Source organism: Caulobacter sp. 10L414 (assembly GCF_056395525.1).
In genome coordinates this window covers 1-12,614 of the sequence record NZ_JBFTJR010000056.1, presented here as the reverse complement: position 1 = coordinate 12,614, position 12,614 = coordinate 1, and the positions used below count along the sequence as shown (strand labels likewise).

Annotated in this window: 13 protein-coding genes; 8 read left to right on the top strand and 5 right to left on the bottom strand. The window is 70.9% G+C overall.

What is annotated here, in order from left to right; genetic code table 11:
- Window positions 1-189: 189 nt before the first annotated feature.
- From ffh to rimM, 3 genes are all read left to right on the top strand, one after another.
- Entirely contained in the window at window positions 190-1,713 is a 1,524-nt protein-coding gene (gene ffh / locus AC1DCG_RS19635; protein WP_477028742.1) for a signal recognition particle protein, read from the top strand.
- A gap of 25 nt (window positions 1,714-1,738) precedes the next feature.
- Window positions 1,739-2,218, top strand: a complete 480-nt coding sequence (rpsP, locus tag AC1DCG_RS19630) for a 30S ribosomal protein S16 (RefSeq protein WP_165258501.1) — start codon at window positions 1,739-1,741, stop codon at window positions 2,216-2,218.
- Between the two features lie 86 nt (window positions 2,219-2,304).
- Window positions 2,305-2,856 carry a ribosome maturation factor RimM gene (gene rimM / locus AC1DCG_RS19625; protein WP_477028743.1) on the top strand — a complete coding sequence of 184 codons (552 nt, stop codon included), beginning with the start codon at window positions 2,305-2,307 and terminating at the stop codon, window positions 2,854-2,856.
- On the opposite strand, the gene AC1DCG_RS19620 is transcribed toward rimM, so the two are convergent.
- Together AC1DCG_RS19620 and AC1DCG_RS19615 are read right to left on the bottom strand one after the other, a co-directional pair.
- Entirely contained in the window at window positions 2,853-3,692 is an 840-nt protein-coding gene (locus tag AC1DCG_RS19620) for a TonB family protein (RefSeq protein ID WP_477028744.1), read from the bottom strand. The two genes, rimM and AC1DCG_RS19620, sit on opposite strands and share 4 nt — an antisense overlap.
- A 50-nt stretch (window positions 3,693-3,742) precedes the next feature.
- Window positions 3,743-5,095, bottom strand: a complete 1,353-nt coding sequence (locus tag AC1DCG_RS19615; protein WP_477028745.1) for a glycoside hydrolase family 27 protein — start codon at window positions 5,093-5,095, stop codon at window positions 3,743-3,745.
- 133 nt (window positions 5,096-5,228) lie between these two features.
- Between AC1DCG_RS19615 and thpR the strand changes: the two genes are divergently transcribed.
- The 3 genes from thpR to AC1DCG_RS19600 all read left to right on the top strand — a co-directional run bounded on the left by thpR (window position 5,229) and on the right by AC1DCG_RS19600 (window position 7,721).
- Window positions 5,229-5,768: an RNA 2',3'-cyclic phosphodiesterase gene (gene thpR / locus AC1DCG_RS19610; RefSeq protein WP_477028746.1), complete on the top strand. Its 540-nt coding sequence runs from the start codon at window positions 5,229-5,231 to the stop codon at window positions 5,766-5,768.
- Between the two features lie 97 nt (window positions 5,769-5,865).
- Window positions 5,866-6,330 (top strand): DUF4126 family protein, encoded by a 465-nt coding sequence (locus tag AC1DCG_RS19605; protein WP_165258511.1) that lies wholly within the window; start codon window positions 5,866-5,868, stop codon window positions 6,328-6,330.
- A gap of 2 nt (window positions 6,331-6,332) precedes the next feature.
- Window positions 6,333-7,721 carry an FAD-containing oxidoreductase gene (locus AC1DCG_RS19600; protein ID WP_477028801.1) on the top strand — a complete coding sequence of 463 codons (1,389 nt, stop codon included), beginning with the start codon at window positions 6,333-6,335 and terminating at the stop codon, window positions 7,719-7,721.
- Between the two features lie 40 nt (window positions 7,722-7,761).
- Here AC1DCG_RS19600 and bla read toward each other — a convergent pair whose 3' ends face one another.
- The gene (gene bla, locus AC1DCG_RS19595; protein ID WP_477028747.1) at window positions 7,762-8,670 is read right to left on the bottom strand and encodes a subclass B3 metallo-beta-lactamase; all 909 of its coding nucleotides are present in this window, start codon (window positions 8,668-8,670) and stop codon (window positions 7,762-7,764) included.
- On the opposite strand from bla, the gene AC1DCG_RS19590 reads away from it, so the two are divergent.
- Entirely contained in the window at window positions 8,669-9,670 is a 1,002-nt protein-coding gene (locus tag AC1DCG_RS19590; protein ID WP_477041613.1) for a LysR family transcriptional regulator, read from the top strand. The two genes, bla and AC1DCG_RS19590, sit on opposite strands and share 2 nt — an antisense overlap.
- On the opposite strand, the gene AC1DCG_RS19585 is transcribed toward AC1DCG_RS19590, so the two are convergent.
- Both AC1DCG_RS19585 and AC1DCG_RS19580 read right to left on the bottom strand, forming a co-directional pair.
- Complete coding sequence (locus AC1DCG_RS19585; protein WP_477028749.1) at window positions 9,642-11,003, bottom strand: sensor histidine kinase; 1,362 nt, start codon at window positions 11,001-11,003, stop codon at window positions 9,642-9,644. The two genes, AC1DCG_RS19590 and AC1DCG_RS19585, sit on opposite strands and share 29 nt — an antisense overlap.
- Window positions 11,004-11,029: 26 nt before the next feature.
- Entirely contained in the window at window positions 11,030-11,425 is a 396-nt protein-coding gene (locus AC1DCG_RS19580; protein WP_165258517.1) for a DUF2237 family protein, read from the bottom strand.
- A gap of 123 nt (window positions 11,426-11,548) precedes the next feature.
- Here AC1DCG_RS19580 and AC1DCG_RS19575 point away from each other — a divergent pair, with 123 nt between their 5' ends.
- Window positions 11,549-12,427 carry an HpcH/HpaI aldolase/citrate lyase family protein gene (locus tag AC1DCG_RS19575; RefSeq protein WP_477028750.1) on the top strand — a complete coding sequence of 293 codons (879 nt, stop codon included), beginning with the start codon at window positions 11,549-11,551 and terminating at the stop codon, window positions 12,425-12,427.
- Window positions 12,428-12,614: the final 187 nt, after the last annotated feature.

Below are 12,614 nucleotides of genomic sequence, written 5' to 3'. Positions count from 1 at the left end.
CCTTGCATTTTCCACAGCGCTCCCGCATAAGCGCGCACTTCCGGCGCTTTATCAGCAGCGCCTCCACCGTCACGACCCCGCCCCGGTAGCCCGGGACACCATGCGGACGAGGACGGCGAGGACCCCCGTCGACGTGATCGTCCACGGGGGCTGATTGCGTTTGGTCACTGTATTCAACGTGGGTTTCGCATGTTCGACGGCCTTACAGAGCGACTTTCAGGCGTCTTCGACCGCCTCGGCGGTCGCGGCGTGCTGTCCGAAAAGGACATCGACGAGGCGCTGCGCGAAGTCCGCGTGGCCCTGCTGGAAGCCGACGTCGCCCTGCCGGTCGTCAAGGACTTCATCAGCAAGGCCAAGGAAAAGGCCTCGGGCGAGTCCGTCATCCGTTCGGTCAAGCCGGCCGACCAGGTGGTCAAGATCGTCTATGACGGCCTGGTCGAGATGCTGGGCGGCGAAACCCCCACCAGCCTGAACCTGGCGCTGAACCCGCCGACCATCATCCTGATGGCCGGCCTGCAGGGCTCGGGCAAGACCACCACCACCGGCAAGCTGGCCCTTCGCCTTTCGAAGACCGAGCGCAAGAAGGTGCTGGTCGCCTCGCTCGACACCCGCCGCCCGGCCGCCATGGAGCAGCTGGCGACCCTGGCCAAGCAGGTCGGCGTCGAGAGCCTGCCGATCGTCGACGGCCAGAGCGCCCCCGACATCGCCAAGCGCGCCCTCACCGCCGCCAAGCTCAGCGGCTACGACGTCCTGATCCTCGACACCGCCGGCCGCACCACGCTGGACGAGGCGATGATGAGCGAAGCGGCGGAAATCGCCCGCATCGCCAATCCGTCGGAAACGATCCTGGTCGCCGACAGCCTGACCGGCCAGGACGCCGTGCGCACGGCGAAAGCCTTCCACGAACGCCTGCCGCTGACCGGCCTGATCCTGACCCGCGCCGACGGCGACGGCCGCGGCGGCGCGGCCCTGTCGATGCGCCACGTCACCGGCCTGCCGATCAAGTTCCTCGGCGCCGGCGAAAAGATCGACCAGCTCGACGCCTTCGACGCCCGCCGCGTCGCCGGCCGGATCCTCGGTCAGGGCGACGTCGTCGCGCTGGTCGAGAAGGCCGCCGCCGACCTCGACGCGGCCGAAGCCGAGCGCATGGCCAAGAAGCTGGCCAAGGGCAAGTTCGACCTCGACGACCTGTCGTCCCAGCTGTCGCAAATGCAGAAGATGGGCGGCATGGAAGGCATCATGGGCCTCCTGCCGGGCGTCCAGAAGGTCAAGAAGCAGATCGCCGAAAGCGGCATCGACGACAGCATCTTCCGCCGCCAGCAGGCGATCATCAGCTCGATGACCAAGGAAGAGCGCAAGAAGCCCGACATCCTGGCCGCCTCGCGCAAGCGCCGCATCGCCGCCGGTTCGGGCGTCGACGTCGCCGAGGTCAATCGCCTGCTCAAGCAGCACCGCCAGATGGCCGACATGTTCAAGTCGATGAGCAAGGACGGCGGCAAGGGCCTGGCCCGCATGGCCGGCATGCTCGGCGGCGGCGACATGGCCCGACTGAAATCCCTCGGCGGCGGCAAGATGCCCGCCGCCGATCCCAACGCGACGGAAGGCCAAGGCCTTTCGGGGCTGCCCGGTCTGCCGGGCCTCGGGGGCGGGGCCAACCCGCTCTCCGGCCTGGGCGGCCTGCCGCCCGGCTTCAATCCGTTCAAGAAAAAATAGACTTTAGACCCAAGGACTTAGACCAATGCTGAAGATCCGTCTCGCCCGTGGCGGCGCCAAGAAGCGTCCGTACTACTCGATCGTCATCGCCGACAGCCACTCGCCGCGCGATGGCCGCTTCATCGAGAAGGTCGGCACCTACAACCCGCTGCTGAAGAAGGATGACCCCGCGCGCGTCACCCTGAAGCTGGAGTCGATCCAGGAGTGGCTCAAGAAGGGCGCCCAGCCGACCGACCGCGTCGCCCGCTTCCTGGCCGCCCAAGGCGTCGGCGCCTGGACCGCCGGCAACAACCCGAAGAAGGCCGAGCCCGGCAAGAAGGCCAAGGAACGCACCGCCGAGCGCGCCCAGCGCGAAGAAGAGCGTCTGGCCGCCGAAGCCCAAGCCAAGGAAGACGCCAAGGCCGCCGCTGAAGCCGCCGCCGCGGCCGCCGCCGAAGCCGCTGCTGCTCCGGCCGCTGAAGAAGCTCCGGCCGAAGCCCCGGCTGAAGAAGCCTCGGAAGGCTAAGGGATACGGCGCCGCCCTCCACGTGGGGGCGGCGCCATTCTCTTCTCTACCCCAAGGACCGGCCTCGTCCGGAAAGCCTCGCGTCGATGCCGATCTCTCCCGATGACCCGTTGATCCTGGTCGGCCGCGTGGCCGGAGGCTTTGGCGTGCGCGGCGAGGTGCGCATCTCGACCTATACCGAGGAGCCGATGGCCCTGAAGGGCTTCAAGCGGCTCCTGCGCCAGGACGGTTCGACCGCCCTGTCGATCTCGCAGGCAAGAGCCGTCAAGGACGGCCTGATCTGCCGCTGCGCCGAGATCGCGACCAAGGAAGCCGCCGACGCCCTGCGCGGCCTCAAGCTTTTCGTCCCCCGCTCGGCCCTGCCCGAGCCCGACGAGGACGAGTTCTACCTCACCGACCTGATCGGCATGGCCGTGCGCCACATCGCCACCGGCGAGGACCTGGGCAAGATCAAGAGCGTCCAGGACTTCGGGGCCGGCGACCTGCTCGAGATCACTCCCCCCCTCGGCGGCCAGACCTGGTACCTGCCCTTCACCCGCGCCGCTGCGCCGGAAGTGAAGCTGGCCGAGCGCCTGGTGCTGGCCGACCCGCCCAACCTGGTGGGCGAGCCCGAGGGCCCCCAGTCCGACGAGGACTAGGGTTTCACGGCCGGGTTTCGGTCGATCCCCTTGACCAGTTCCGGCCAGTTCCAGCGGATCCGCATCGACGCGCCCGCGGTCGGCAGATCATCGTCGGTGCGCGCCGGCGCGCGCAGCAGCTCCACCGCGGCCTTGATCGCCTGCGCCGCCTTCGGGCCGGCCTCGCCGGTCGTCACGCAATCCTTCAACGCGCCATCCGCGGCGATCCCGCATCGGGTGCTGGTCAAGCCGGTCAGGTCGCCCGCGCCGGCCAGGATCGCCTGGGCCTGGTCGCGGTCGGGGCGCGCAGCCCAGTGTATGAACCGCCCCTCGCAATCGGCCGGGCCTTCCCCGGCCGGACAGGCGAAACGATCCGAGCCGTTGCGCGGCGTGTTGTCTCTCACGGCGACCACCATGAAGGCGTCCTCGCCGATCGCCTTGCCCAGGGCCGTGGCCCTGAACGGCTGCGGCGCCGACGGGTCGACCGGGGGCGCGGCGAAGGTGACAGGGATCAGGCGCCGGGCGCCATCCACCGGCTTGCCGTCGCGGATCTCGGGATTGAAGGCGAAGCCGGCGCTCAGGGCCACGGCCGCCTCGCCGAAGCCGTAGTCCTCGGGCGTCTGCGACACGACCTTGCAGTCGCTGGCCTTGCCTTCGGCGGTGATGCGGCAGTCGAGGGTCGCCTTGCCGCCGATGTTCTCCTTCTGGGCGCGCGGGGGATAGAGCTGGGCCATCGCGTTGGCGTCGGGCAGGCTGCGCCACTCGGCGCGTTCGATGCGCTTGGGCGTCTCCTGGGCGCAGGCGGGCAGGGAAGAAGCGAAAGCGGCGCCGAGCGCCAGGACGAAACGAAGCGACATTCCGCAAGCTTAGCTTGAGCGCGCGCCCTGTCGACCCGAAAGGGCGAGCGTCAGCCGGCCAGATGCAAAAGCGCCGATCCGTGCGGCGCCAGCGTGCGCTGCATGCGACCGCTCACCCGTCCCAGGTGCTGCCCGCTCCACAGGTCGAGGGCCGATACGCCGTCGGCCAGGCCAAGGTCGCGCAGGCCGATCCCGACCGTCTTCGGCTTGGCCGTCGTGTTGAACAGCGCCAGGTAACGCTCGGCCGGCTTGCCTTCGGGCCTGGCCGACCAGACCCGCGCCCCGTCCTCGACGAAATGGGGCTGGTTACCGGTGCTGGCCTGGTTGACCGCCAGCACCCGCCGATTGGTCAACAGGGCCAGGGTCGGCGCGTCGAGGTGGCGCAGGTCGCCGCCCATGATCAGCGGCGAGCGGGCGATCGACCAAAGGGTCATCAGGGTCTGCTGTTCGTCGGGCGTGAACTTGCTGTCGCGCTTGCCCAGGGCCAGCCGGCCCAGCGGCAGCATGTCGGCGTCGGGCCAGGCGCCCGGCGCGCGGAAGGCGTTCCAGTTCTCCAGCCGCGTGAACTGGGCGTCCAGCATCGACCACTCGTCCCAGAAGTCGTCGGAGATGCGCCACATCTGGGCGTACCGGCGCACATGCTCGGCGCGCGGCACGGGGGTCTCGCCCGGCGACAGGCTGAGGATCATCGGCCGGCCGGAAGTCCTGATCGCCTTGTGCGCCGCCTCGATCTCGGCGGCGTGGGCGTCGTAGGGCCGGCTCATGTCGTCCATCTTCACGAAGTCGACGCCCCACTGGGCGAACAGGCCAAAGACGCTGTCGTAATAGGCCTGGGCGCCGGGCTTGCGCATGTCGACGCCGTACATGTCGGGGTTCCACGAGCAGGTGCTGGAGGTGTCGGCGATGTCGGCGGCGCGGACGCTCGTTCCCAGCACCGGCAGGTTGGCCTTCACCGCCGCGCGCGGGACGCCCCGCATCAGGTGCACGCCGAACTTCAGGCCCAGCGCATGGACCTGGTCGGCCAGTGGCTTGAAGCCCAGGCCGCCGGCGCTTGAGGCGAAGCGGTTGGGGGCGGGCAGCAGGCGGCCATGACCGTCCATCGCCGGCTGGGGATCGCGGTTGTACTCGTAGCTGACGGCCGCCGGCTCGTACCACTGGATGTCGACCGTGAAGACGTCATAGCCGAACGGCAGCAGTTTCGCGGCCATGATCCTGGCCGTCTCCAGCGCCTGGGCCTCGTTGATCGTGGTGGCGAAGCTGTTCCAGCTGTTCCAGCCCATCGGCGGGCGCGGGGCCAGCAGCGGGGTCCGGGCCGGTGCGGCCCCGGCGCTCGAGCCGGCCGCCAGGCCGGCGCCCACGCCCGCCAGCAGTACGCCACGCCGATCCATCGAGGGTCCCGTCATCGCCCGCCTCCCGCCCCGACGGCCTTCGCGCCGTCCTCCTGAGCGCCGCTATTTGTCAGACAATTTGCCCGATCGGCAAGGCGCCGGCGGCAGGGGCTTGGAGCCTGGCCGCCAAGGCGTCTAGGTTGGCGGCATGATCCGTCTGTTCACCGCGATCGCCATCCCCTCGGAGATCGGCGCGCCGCTGCAAGCCCGACAATCCGGCATCGAAGGCGCCCGCTGGCGGCCGCTGGAGGCCTTTCACATCACCCTGCGCTTCATCGGCGACGTGCAGGAACCCGTCGCCGCCGACCTCGACGAGGCGCTGGCGGAGATCGAGGCCCCCGCCTTCGACCTGGAACTGAAGGGCGCCGGCCATTTCGGCGAGGGCGCCGACATGCACGCCGTCTGGGCCGGGGTCGAGGACGAGCCGCTCTTGCGCCGCCTGCAGAAGGCCAACGAAAGCGCCGCCCGCCAGGCCGAACTGAAGCCCGAGACCCGCACCTATCTGCCGCACGTCACCCTGGCCTATCTCAAGCGCGCGACCGTTCCCGAGGTCGGCGCCTGGATCCAGCGCAACAACCTGCTGCATTCGCCGCCCTTCCACGTCGATCGCTTCGGCCTCTATTCCAGCTGGCAGACCAAGGAGGGCTCGGTCTACCGGCTGGAGCGGGAGTATCCGCTGAGGCGCTGATCGGGCGAACCGCAGCCGGAACATCCAAGCCGGCGCCCGATGCTTGCGCTTTGCTTCCGACGCGCGCCTGATCGCGGCGACGCTCGGGAGTTTTCGCATGACCCTCTACGTCCTCGCCCTGCTCATCGGCGTGATCGCCGGCCTGCGGGCCATGACCGCCCCCGCCGCCGTCGCCTGGGGCGCCCACCTGGGCTGGATTCCGCTGGCCGGCACGCCGCTGGCCTGGCTGGGCGGCAACATCGCCACCTGGATCTTCACCGCCCTGGCGGCGGTCGAACTGATCACCGACCAGCTGCCCATGACCCCCAGCCGCAAGGTTCCGCCGCAGTTCGGCGCGCGCATCGTCGCCGGCGGCTTCTCGGGCGCGGCCATCGGCATGGCCGGCGGCGCGTGGATCGCCGGCGCCGTGCTGGGCGTGGTCGGCGCGGTGATCGGCACCCTGGGCGGCGCCGAGCTGCGCGGCCGCCTGGCCAAGGCCTTCAAGCGCGACACGCCGGCGGCTCTTGTCGAAGACGTGATCGCGCTGGGCGGCGCCTATCTGATCGTCTCGGCGGTTTCGTGAGCATGACGTTCGACGCCATCATCATCGGAGCCGGCCAGGCCGGACCCTCGCTCGCCGGCCGCCTGACCGCCGCCGGCTGGAAGGTGGCCCTGGTCGAGCGCAAGCTGTTCGGCGGCACCTGCGTCAACACCGGCTGCATGCCGACCAAGACCCTGGTGGCCAGCGCCTACGCCGCGCATCTGGCCCGCCGGGCGGCCGATTACGGCGTCGTGCTGCAGGGGCCCGTCGGCGTCGACATGAAGGCGGTCAAGGAACGCCAGCAGACCGTGGTCCGCAACGCCCGCGGCAATGTCGAGAAGTGGCTCAAGGGCATGGAGGGCCTCTCCGTCTTCGAAGGCCACGCCCGCCTGACCTCGCCCACCAGCGTCGAGGTCGACGGCCAGGTGCTGGAGGCCCCGAAGATCTTTCTCAATGTCGGCGGCCGCGCCAACGTCCCCGACATGCCGGGCGTCGACGACATCGCCTACCTAACCAATGTCGGCATGATGCAGCTGGACGTGCTGCCCGAGCACCTGGTGATCGTCGGCGGCAGCTATATCGGGCTGGAGTTCGCCCAGATGTACCGGCGCTTCGGCGCCCAGGTGACCGTCGTCGAGATGGGTCCGCGCCTGATCGGCCGCGAGGACCCCGAGGTTTCCGACGCCGTGCGCGAGACCCTCGAGGCCGAAGGGATCGCCGTGCGACTGAACGCCGAATGCATCAGCTTCTTGCCCTGCAAGACGGAAGGGGGCGAAGAGGGGGTCTGCGTCCACGTCTCGTGCACCGAGGGCGAGCCGGCGGTGAAGGGCTCGCACACCCTGCTGGCCGTCGGCCGCAAGCCCAACACCGACGACCTGGGCCTGGAGGCGGCCGGCGTCGCGGTCGACAAGCGCGGCTATGTCACGGTCGACGACACCCTGCGCACCAACGTCCCGTCGATCTGGGCCATGGGCGACTGCAACGGGCGCGGCGCTTTCACCCACACCGCCTACAACGACTTCGAGATCATCGCGGCCAACCTGCTAGACGACGACCCCAGGAAGGTGACCGACCGCCTGACCGCCTACGCCCTCTATACCGATCCGCCGCTGGGCCGGGTGGGGATGACCGAGGCCGAGGTGCGCGCCCGGGGCCGCCCGGCCCTGGTCGGGACGCGCCCGATGACCCGCGTCGGCCGGGCGATCGAGAAGGGCGAGACGAGGGGCTTCATGAAGGTGCTGGTCGACGCCGAGAGCAAGGAGATCCTCGGCGCGGCGATCCTGGGAACCTCGGGCGACGAGGCCATCCACGGCATTCTCGACGTCATGTACGCCAAGGCCCCCTACACCGTCCTGCAGCGCACCGTGCCGATCCACCCGACGGTGTCGGAACTGATCCCCACCGTGCTGGGCGAGCTGAAGCCGCTGGAGTAGGCGTGGGCCTCCACCAGGGTCGAGCAGGGCATCCGGCCCGCTACTTGCCCGCCCGCTCCTTGGCCAGGCGCGCGTCCAGCCGGGCTGCATGGCGATCGGCGTAGGCGCGGCAGGCGCCGGGATCGACGAAGGGGTTGGGCGTCCTGCTGCGCCGGGCGCGCGCCAGCCGCTCGTCGCCGCCCGACTGGTCGGGGTGGGCGCTGATCAGCACGTCGCACCTGAGGCCGCGCATCACGTCGAAGCTGCGACGGAAGCTCGCCACGACCCCGGCATTGGCCGGGTCCGAGAACCGGTAGCCGTCGGACGACACCGGATTGAGGCTGGAGCCGAACACCACCGCCTTGCAGGCCCGCCGCTCGCACGCGGTCCAGGTCCAACTCATGCTGCCGGCCGTGTGGCCCGGCGTGGCGCGGGCGGTGACCGCAACGTCGCCCAGCCGGATCACCTCGCCGTCCTTGACCGCACGCAGCCTGGTCACGGGCGGGAAGGCGGCCAGATCGGCCGCCTGCGGATCGTCGGCGCCCGCACGGCCGCGCCGCAGCACCTGCGCCGCCGGAGCGCTGGCCACCACCGTCGCGCCGCTGTCGCGGGCCAGGGCGGCTAGGCCTCCGGCGTGGTCGTAGTGCGGCTCGGTGCTGAGGATCAGCTTGATGTCGGTGACCTTGAAGCCCAGCGCCCTGATGTTGGCCTCGATGGCCGGCACGGCCTGGGGCAGGGCGGCGTCGACCAGGATCAGGCCCTGGCTGGTCTTGATCAGGCCGACGCTGAGTCCGCCGAAGCCCACAATGTAGCTATTGCCGTAGACCTTGATCGGCGCCTCCGGCTTCAACCAGCGGGCCGCGTAGTCCGGCGCGATCGGAGCCAGCAGCGGGTCGTGCGCCAGGGCCGGCCCGGCCAGGGCGGAAACTACGGCGACAAGGCTAAGGCCTGCGATCCAAGTGTTCTTCATGCCGCTATCCCCTTCGGTTGGCGCGGCGACCCTGCCGGGCGAGGGCGGCGGCGACAAAGCATCATATCTGGACGTAGCCATGAGCCTGGTTCATGGCTTGGCCATGGATCGCGCCCAACTGCCGCTGAACGCCCTGCGCGCCTTCGAGGCCGCCGCCCGGCACCTCAACTTCACCCGCGCCGCCGTCGAGTTGTGCGTCAGCCAGGGAGCGGTCAGCCATCAGGTCGCCCAGCTGGAGGCCCGCCTGGGCGTGGCGCTGTTTCGCCGCCTGCCGCGCGGCCTGGCCCTGACCGACGAGGGCCAGGCCCTGGCGCCGGTGCTGGTCGACGCCTTCGACCGGATCGGCGCGACGCTGGAGCGCTACAGCGACGGACGCCTGCGCGAGGTGCTGACCCTGGGCGTGGTCGGCTCGTTCGCGGCCGGCTGGCTGCTGCCGCGCCTGGAAGCCTTCCGCCGGGCCTGCCCGCAGGTCGACCTGCGGGTGATGACCAACAACAACCGCGTCGACCTGGCCGGCGAGGGCCTGGACCTGGCCATCCGCTTCGGCGACGGGGCCTGGCACGGCGTTCATGCCGAGCCGATCCTGACCGCGCCGCTCAGCGCCCTGTGCGCGCCGGCGATCGCCGCGCGCCTTTCCTCCCCGGCCGACCTCGGTCGAGAGATCCTGCTGCGCTCCTATCGCGCCGACGAGTGGCCGCGCTGGTTCGCCGCCGCCGGGGCCGAGGCGCCGCCTCTGCGCGGACCGATGTTCGACAATTCGGTGCTGATGGTCGCCGCCGCCGTCGCCGGCCAGGGCGTGGCGCTGGCGCCCGTCGCCCTGTTCGGGTCGGAACTGGCGGCCGAGCGTCTGGTCCGTCCCTTCGCCGCCGAGGTGATCACCGGCCGTTACTGGCTGACCCGGCTGCATTCGCGGGCCGACACCCCGGCCATGGCGCTGTTTCGCAGCTGGCTGCACGGCGAGATGGCGCCGCCTACGCCGCCAGCGGCAGCACCACGCTGAAGGCCGAGCCCTCGCCCGGCCGGCTGGCCACGGACAGGCGCCCGCCGTGGGCCTCGACGATCGCCTTGCTGATCGCCAGGCCAAGGCCGTTGCCGTGGGCCGCGGCCGCCTCGCCCTGCCAATGGCGCTCGAACACCCGGGCGGCCTGTTCGGGGCTCATGCCCCAGCCGGTGTCGCGCACCTCGACCACCACGGCCTGGCCCTCGACCCGGCTGGACAGCGACACCGTCCCGCCCGGTTCGGTGAACTTGATGGCGTTGGACAGCAGGTTGGCCACCACCTGGCCGACGCGGGCGGCGTCGGCGTCGAGCCACGGCTCGGCCGCGTCGGGCGTGTAGGCGAAGGTCAGCCCCTTGCGGGCGGCCGACAGCGAGAACTGCTCGGCGATGTCGGCCAGCAGGCGGCGCAGGTCGACCGTCTCGCGGGCCAGCACCAGGCCGCCGGCCTCGATCTTGGAGTGGTCGAGGATGTTGCGGATCAGCCGGCGCATGGTCTCGGTGGCCAGCAGGATGGCCTCGACGCCCGAGCGCACCTTGGGATGGTCCTCGACGCCCGGCTGGGCCAGCAGGTTCTCGCTGGCGAACAGGATGGTGGTGATGGGATTGTTGAGGTCGTGGGCCACCACCTCGACCGCCTCCTTGCGGGCCAGCGAGATGGCCTTTTCCCGCTCGGCCAGGCGCGCGGCGACCTGGTCGTAGCTGCGCTTCTGCTCGACCAGCCGCAGCAGCAGGCGGCCAAGGAACGCGCAGAACACGAAGGCGCAGATCGAGGCCAGGGCCAGCACGCCGAACACCCCGCGCACCACGCGCTGGTTGCGGGCCCGCTCGGCCTGGTAGCGCGCCGCCGACCGGTCGGTGAAGCGGTCGATGGCCGCGTCGATGCTGGCGGTCAGCGGTCCGGCGTTCTTCTGGAAATAGGCGTTGGCGCGGCTCATCGTGCCGCCGTCCAGGCGCTGGGCGACGCCGGCCCGCTGCAGCACCAGCAGCCGGCGCTGCAGGGCGGCCACCTGGCCCAGCGCCGCGCGGGTCTCGTCGTCTCGGGCCAGCGCCTTCAGGTCGCCGACGATGGCGTCGAAGCGTCGGTTGGAGCGCTCCAGCTCGACCAGCAGGCCCTTCTCGCCGTTGATGACGATGACCGGCACCAGGGCGTTCTGCCGCATCTTCTCGCTGCGCAGGTCGTGGGCCAGGATCACTGTGCGGGTGTAGACGGCGTCCAGCCGGTCCTGGGCGGCCGAGAAGCGGGCCAGGAAGAACAGCGACGCGGCCAGCAGCGGCAGGAAGGCCAGGGCGATCAGCCCCACCAGCACCAGCAGCCTGCGTTCGTAACCGACCATCTAGGACCCTTCGGCCTTGCGCGGGATCAKACCGCCGCGTGGTCCTTCAGCACCCCCAGCGTCACGATGGCCAGGGTCTCCTCGTGGGTGGCCTCGAGAATGACCTGCGGCGCCATGCCCGCGTCCAGCGCCTCGCGCCAGCGGCCGGCGCACAGGCACCAGCGGTCGCCGGGCTTGAGCCCCCGGAAGGCGAACTCCGGACGCGGGGTCGACAGGTCGTTGCCGGTGGCCTTGGAAAAGGCCAGGAACTCCTCGGTCATCACCGCGCAGACCGTGTGCAGGCCAAGGTCGTGCGGCCCGGTCTCGCAGCAGCCGTTGCGGTAGAAGCCGGTCACCGGATCGAGCGAGCAGGGGACCAGTTCCCCGCCCAGCACGTTGCGGGCCGTCTCGTCGTAGCGCGTGGGGGCCGGTTGCGTGGTCATGGCGCCAGCTTAACCCCGTTTGCGGCTTTCCCGCCATGGCTTCGCCCGCCGCGAGATCGCCGCTTCCCGTCGCGCGCGGCGGGTGCTTTACACTCGCGTCGCCCCTGCCAGGATGACCCCGCCATGACCGATCTTGCCCGGCCGCGCCGCAGCGCCCTCTACATGCCCGCCTCCAACGCCAAGGCCGTGGAGAAGGCGCGCACGCTCGACGCCGACGTGATCATCCTCGACCTCGAGGACGCCGTGGCCCCGGAGATGAAGCCCGCCGCCCGCGAGGCCGCCGTGGCGGCGGTGAAGGCCGGGGGCTTTGGCCCGCGCGAGATCGTCATCCGCACCAACGGCCTGGACACCCCCTGGGGCGCCGACGACCTGAAGGCCGCCGCCGAGGCCGGCCCCGACGCCGTGCTCGTGCCCAAGGTCAATGACGCCGCCGACGTCCATGCCTATGACGCGGCCCTGCACGCGGCCCCGATCCATACGCGCCTGTGGACCATGATCGAGACCGCCAAGGCCGCCTTTCACCTGTGGGAGATCGGCGAGGCGGCGAAGACCACGCGCATGTCGGCCTGGGTGATGGGGGTCAACGACCTGGCCAAGGAGATGCGGGCGCGGCAGACGCCGGGCCGCGAGGCCTTCCTGCCGATCCTGTCGCTGGCGGTCGCCGCCGCGCGCGGCCATGGCCTGTCGATCCTCGACGGGGTGCACAACGACATCGAGGACCTGGCCGCGCTGAAGGCCGTCTGCGGCCAGGCGGTCGACTTCGGCTTCGACGGCAAGACCCTGATCCATCCCAAGCACCTGCCGATCTGCAACCAGGTGTTCTCGCCGTCGGACGACGAGATCGCCTGGAGCCAGGCGGTGATCGCCGCCTTCGCCGCGCCCGAGAACGCCGGCAAGGGCGCGCTGCGCGTCGAGGGCAAGATGGCCGAGCGACTGCACCTGGCGCAGGCGCAGCGACTGGTGGCGGTGTCCGAGGCCATCGCCGCCCGGACGGCGGGCTGATAAGGACCCCCATGCGTCGCCTTCTCGCCGTCTCCCTGTCCGCCCTGCTGTCGTTTCCGGCCGGCGCCCTGGCCCAGGCGCCGGCGTCCGAGGTGGTGACGACCACCCCCTCCGCGCCCGCCCAGCCGGCGCCCGAGGCGGCGATCCCGCTGGTGGCCGCGCCGCCGGCGGGCGGCCAGCCCGCGCC

What these genes read in the sequence shown, in the direction of transcription:
- ffh (WP_477028742.1), top strand. Translation starts at nt 190, where the DNA reads ATGTTCGACGGCCTTACAGAGCGACTTTCAGGCGTCTTCGACCGCCTC.
- rpsP (WP_165258501.1), top strand. Translation starts at nt 1,739, where the DNA reads ATGCTGAAGATCCGTCTCGCCCGTGGCGGCGCCAAGAAGCGTCCGTAC.
- rimM (WP_477028743.1), top strand. Translation starts at nt 2,305, where the DNA reads ATGCCGATCTCTCCCGATGACCCGTTGATCCTGGTCGGCCGCGTGGCC.
- AC1DCG_RS19620 (WP_477028744.1), bottom strand. Translation starts at nt 3,692, where the DNA reads ATGTCGCTTCGTTTCGTCCTGGCGCTCGGCGCCGCTTTCGCTTCTTCC.
- AC1DCG_RS19615 (WP_477028745.1), bottom strand. Translation starts at nt 5,095, where the DNA reads ATGACGGGACCCTCGATGGATCGGCGTGGCGTACTGCTGGCGGGCGTG.
- thpR (WP_477028746.1), top strand. Translation starts at nt 5,229, where the DNA reads ATGATCCGTCTGTTCACCGCGATCGCCATCCCCTCGGAGATCGGCGCG.
- AC1DCG_RS19605 (WP_165258511.1), top strand. Translation starts at nt 5,866, where the DNA reads ATGACCCTCTACGTCCTCGCCCTGCTCATCGGCGTGATCGCCGGCCTG.
- AC1DCG_RS19600 (WP_477028801.1), top strand. Translation starts at nt 6,333, where the DNA reads ATGACGTTCGACGCCATCATCATCGGAGCCGGCCAGGCCGGACCCTCG.
- AC1DCG_RS19590 (WP_477041613.1), top strand. Translation starts at nt 8,669, where the DNA reads ATGCCGCTATCCCCTTCGGTTGGCGCGGCGACCCTGCCGGGCGAGGGC.
- bla (WP_477028747.1), bottom strand. Translation starts at nt 8,670, where the DNA reads ATGAAGAACACTTGGATCGCAGGCCTTAGCCTTGTCGCCGTAGTTTCC.
- AC1DCG_RS19585 (WP_477028749.1), bottom strand. Translation starts at nt 11,003, where the DNA reads ATGGTCGGTTACGAACGCAGGCTGCTGGTGCTGGTGGGGCTGATCGCC.
- AC1DCG_RS19575 (WP_477028750.1), top strand. Translation starts at nt 11,549, where the DNA reads ATGACCGATCTTGCCCGGCCGCGCCGCAGCGCCCTCTACATGCCCGCC.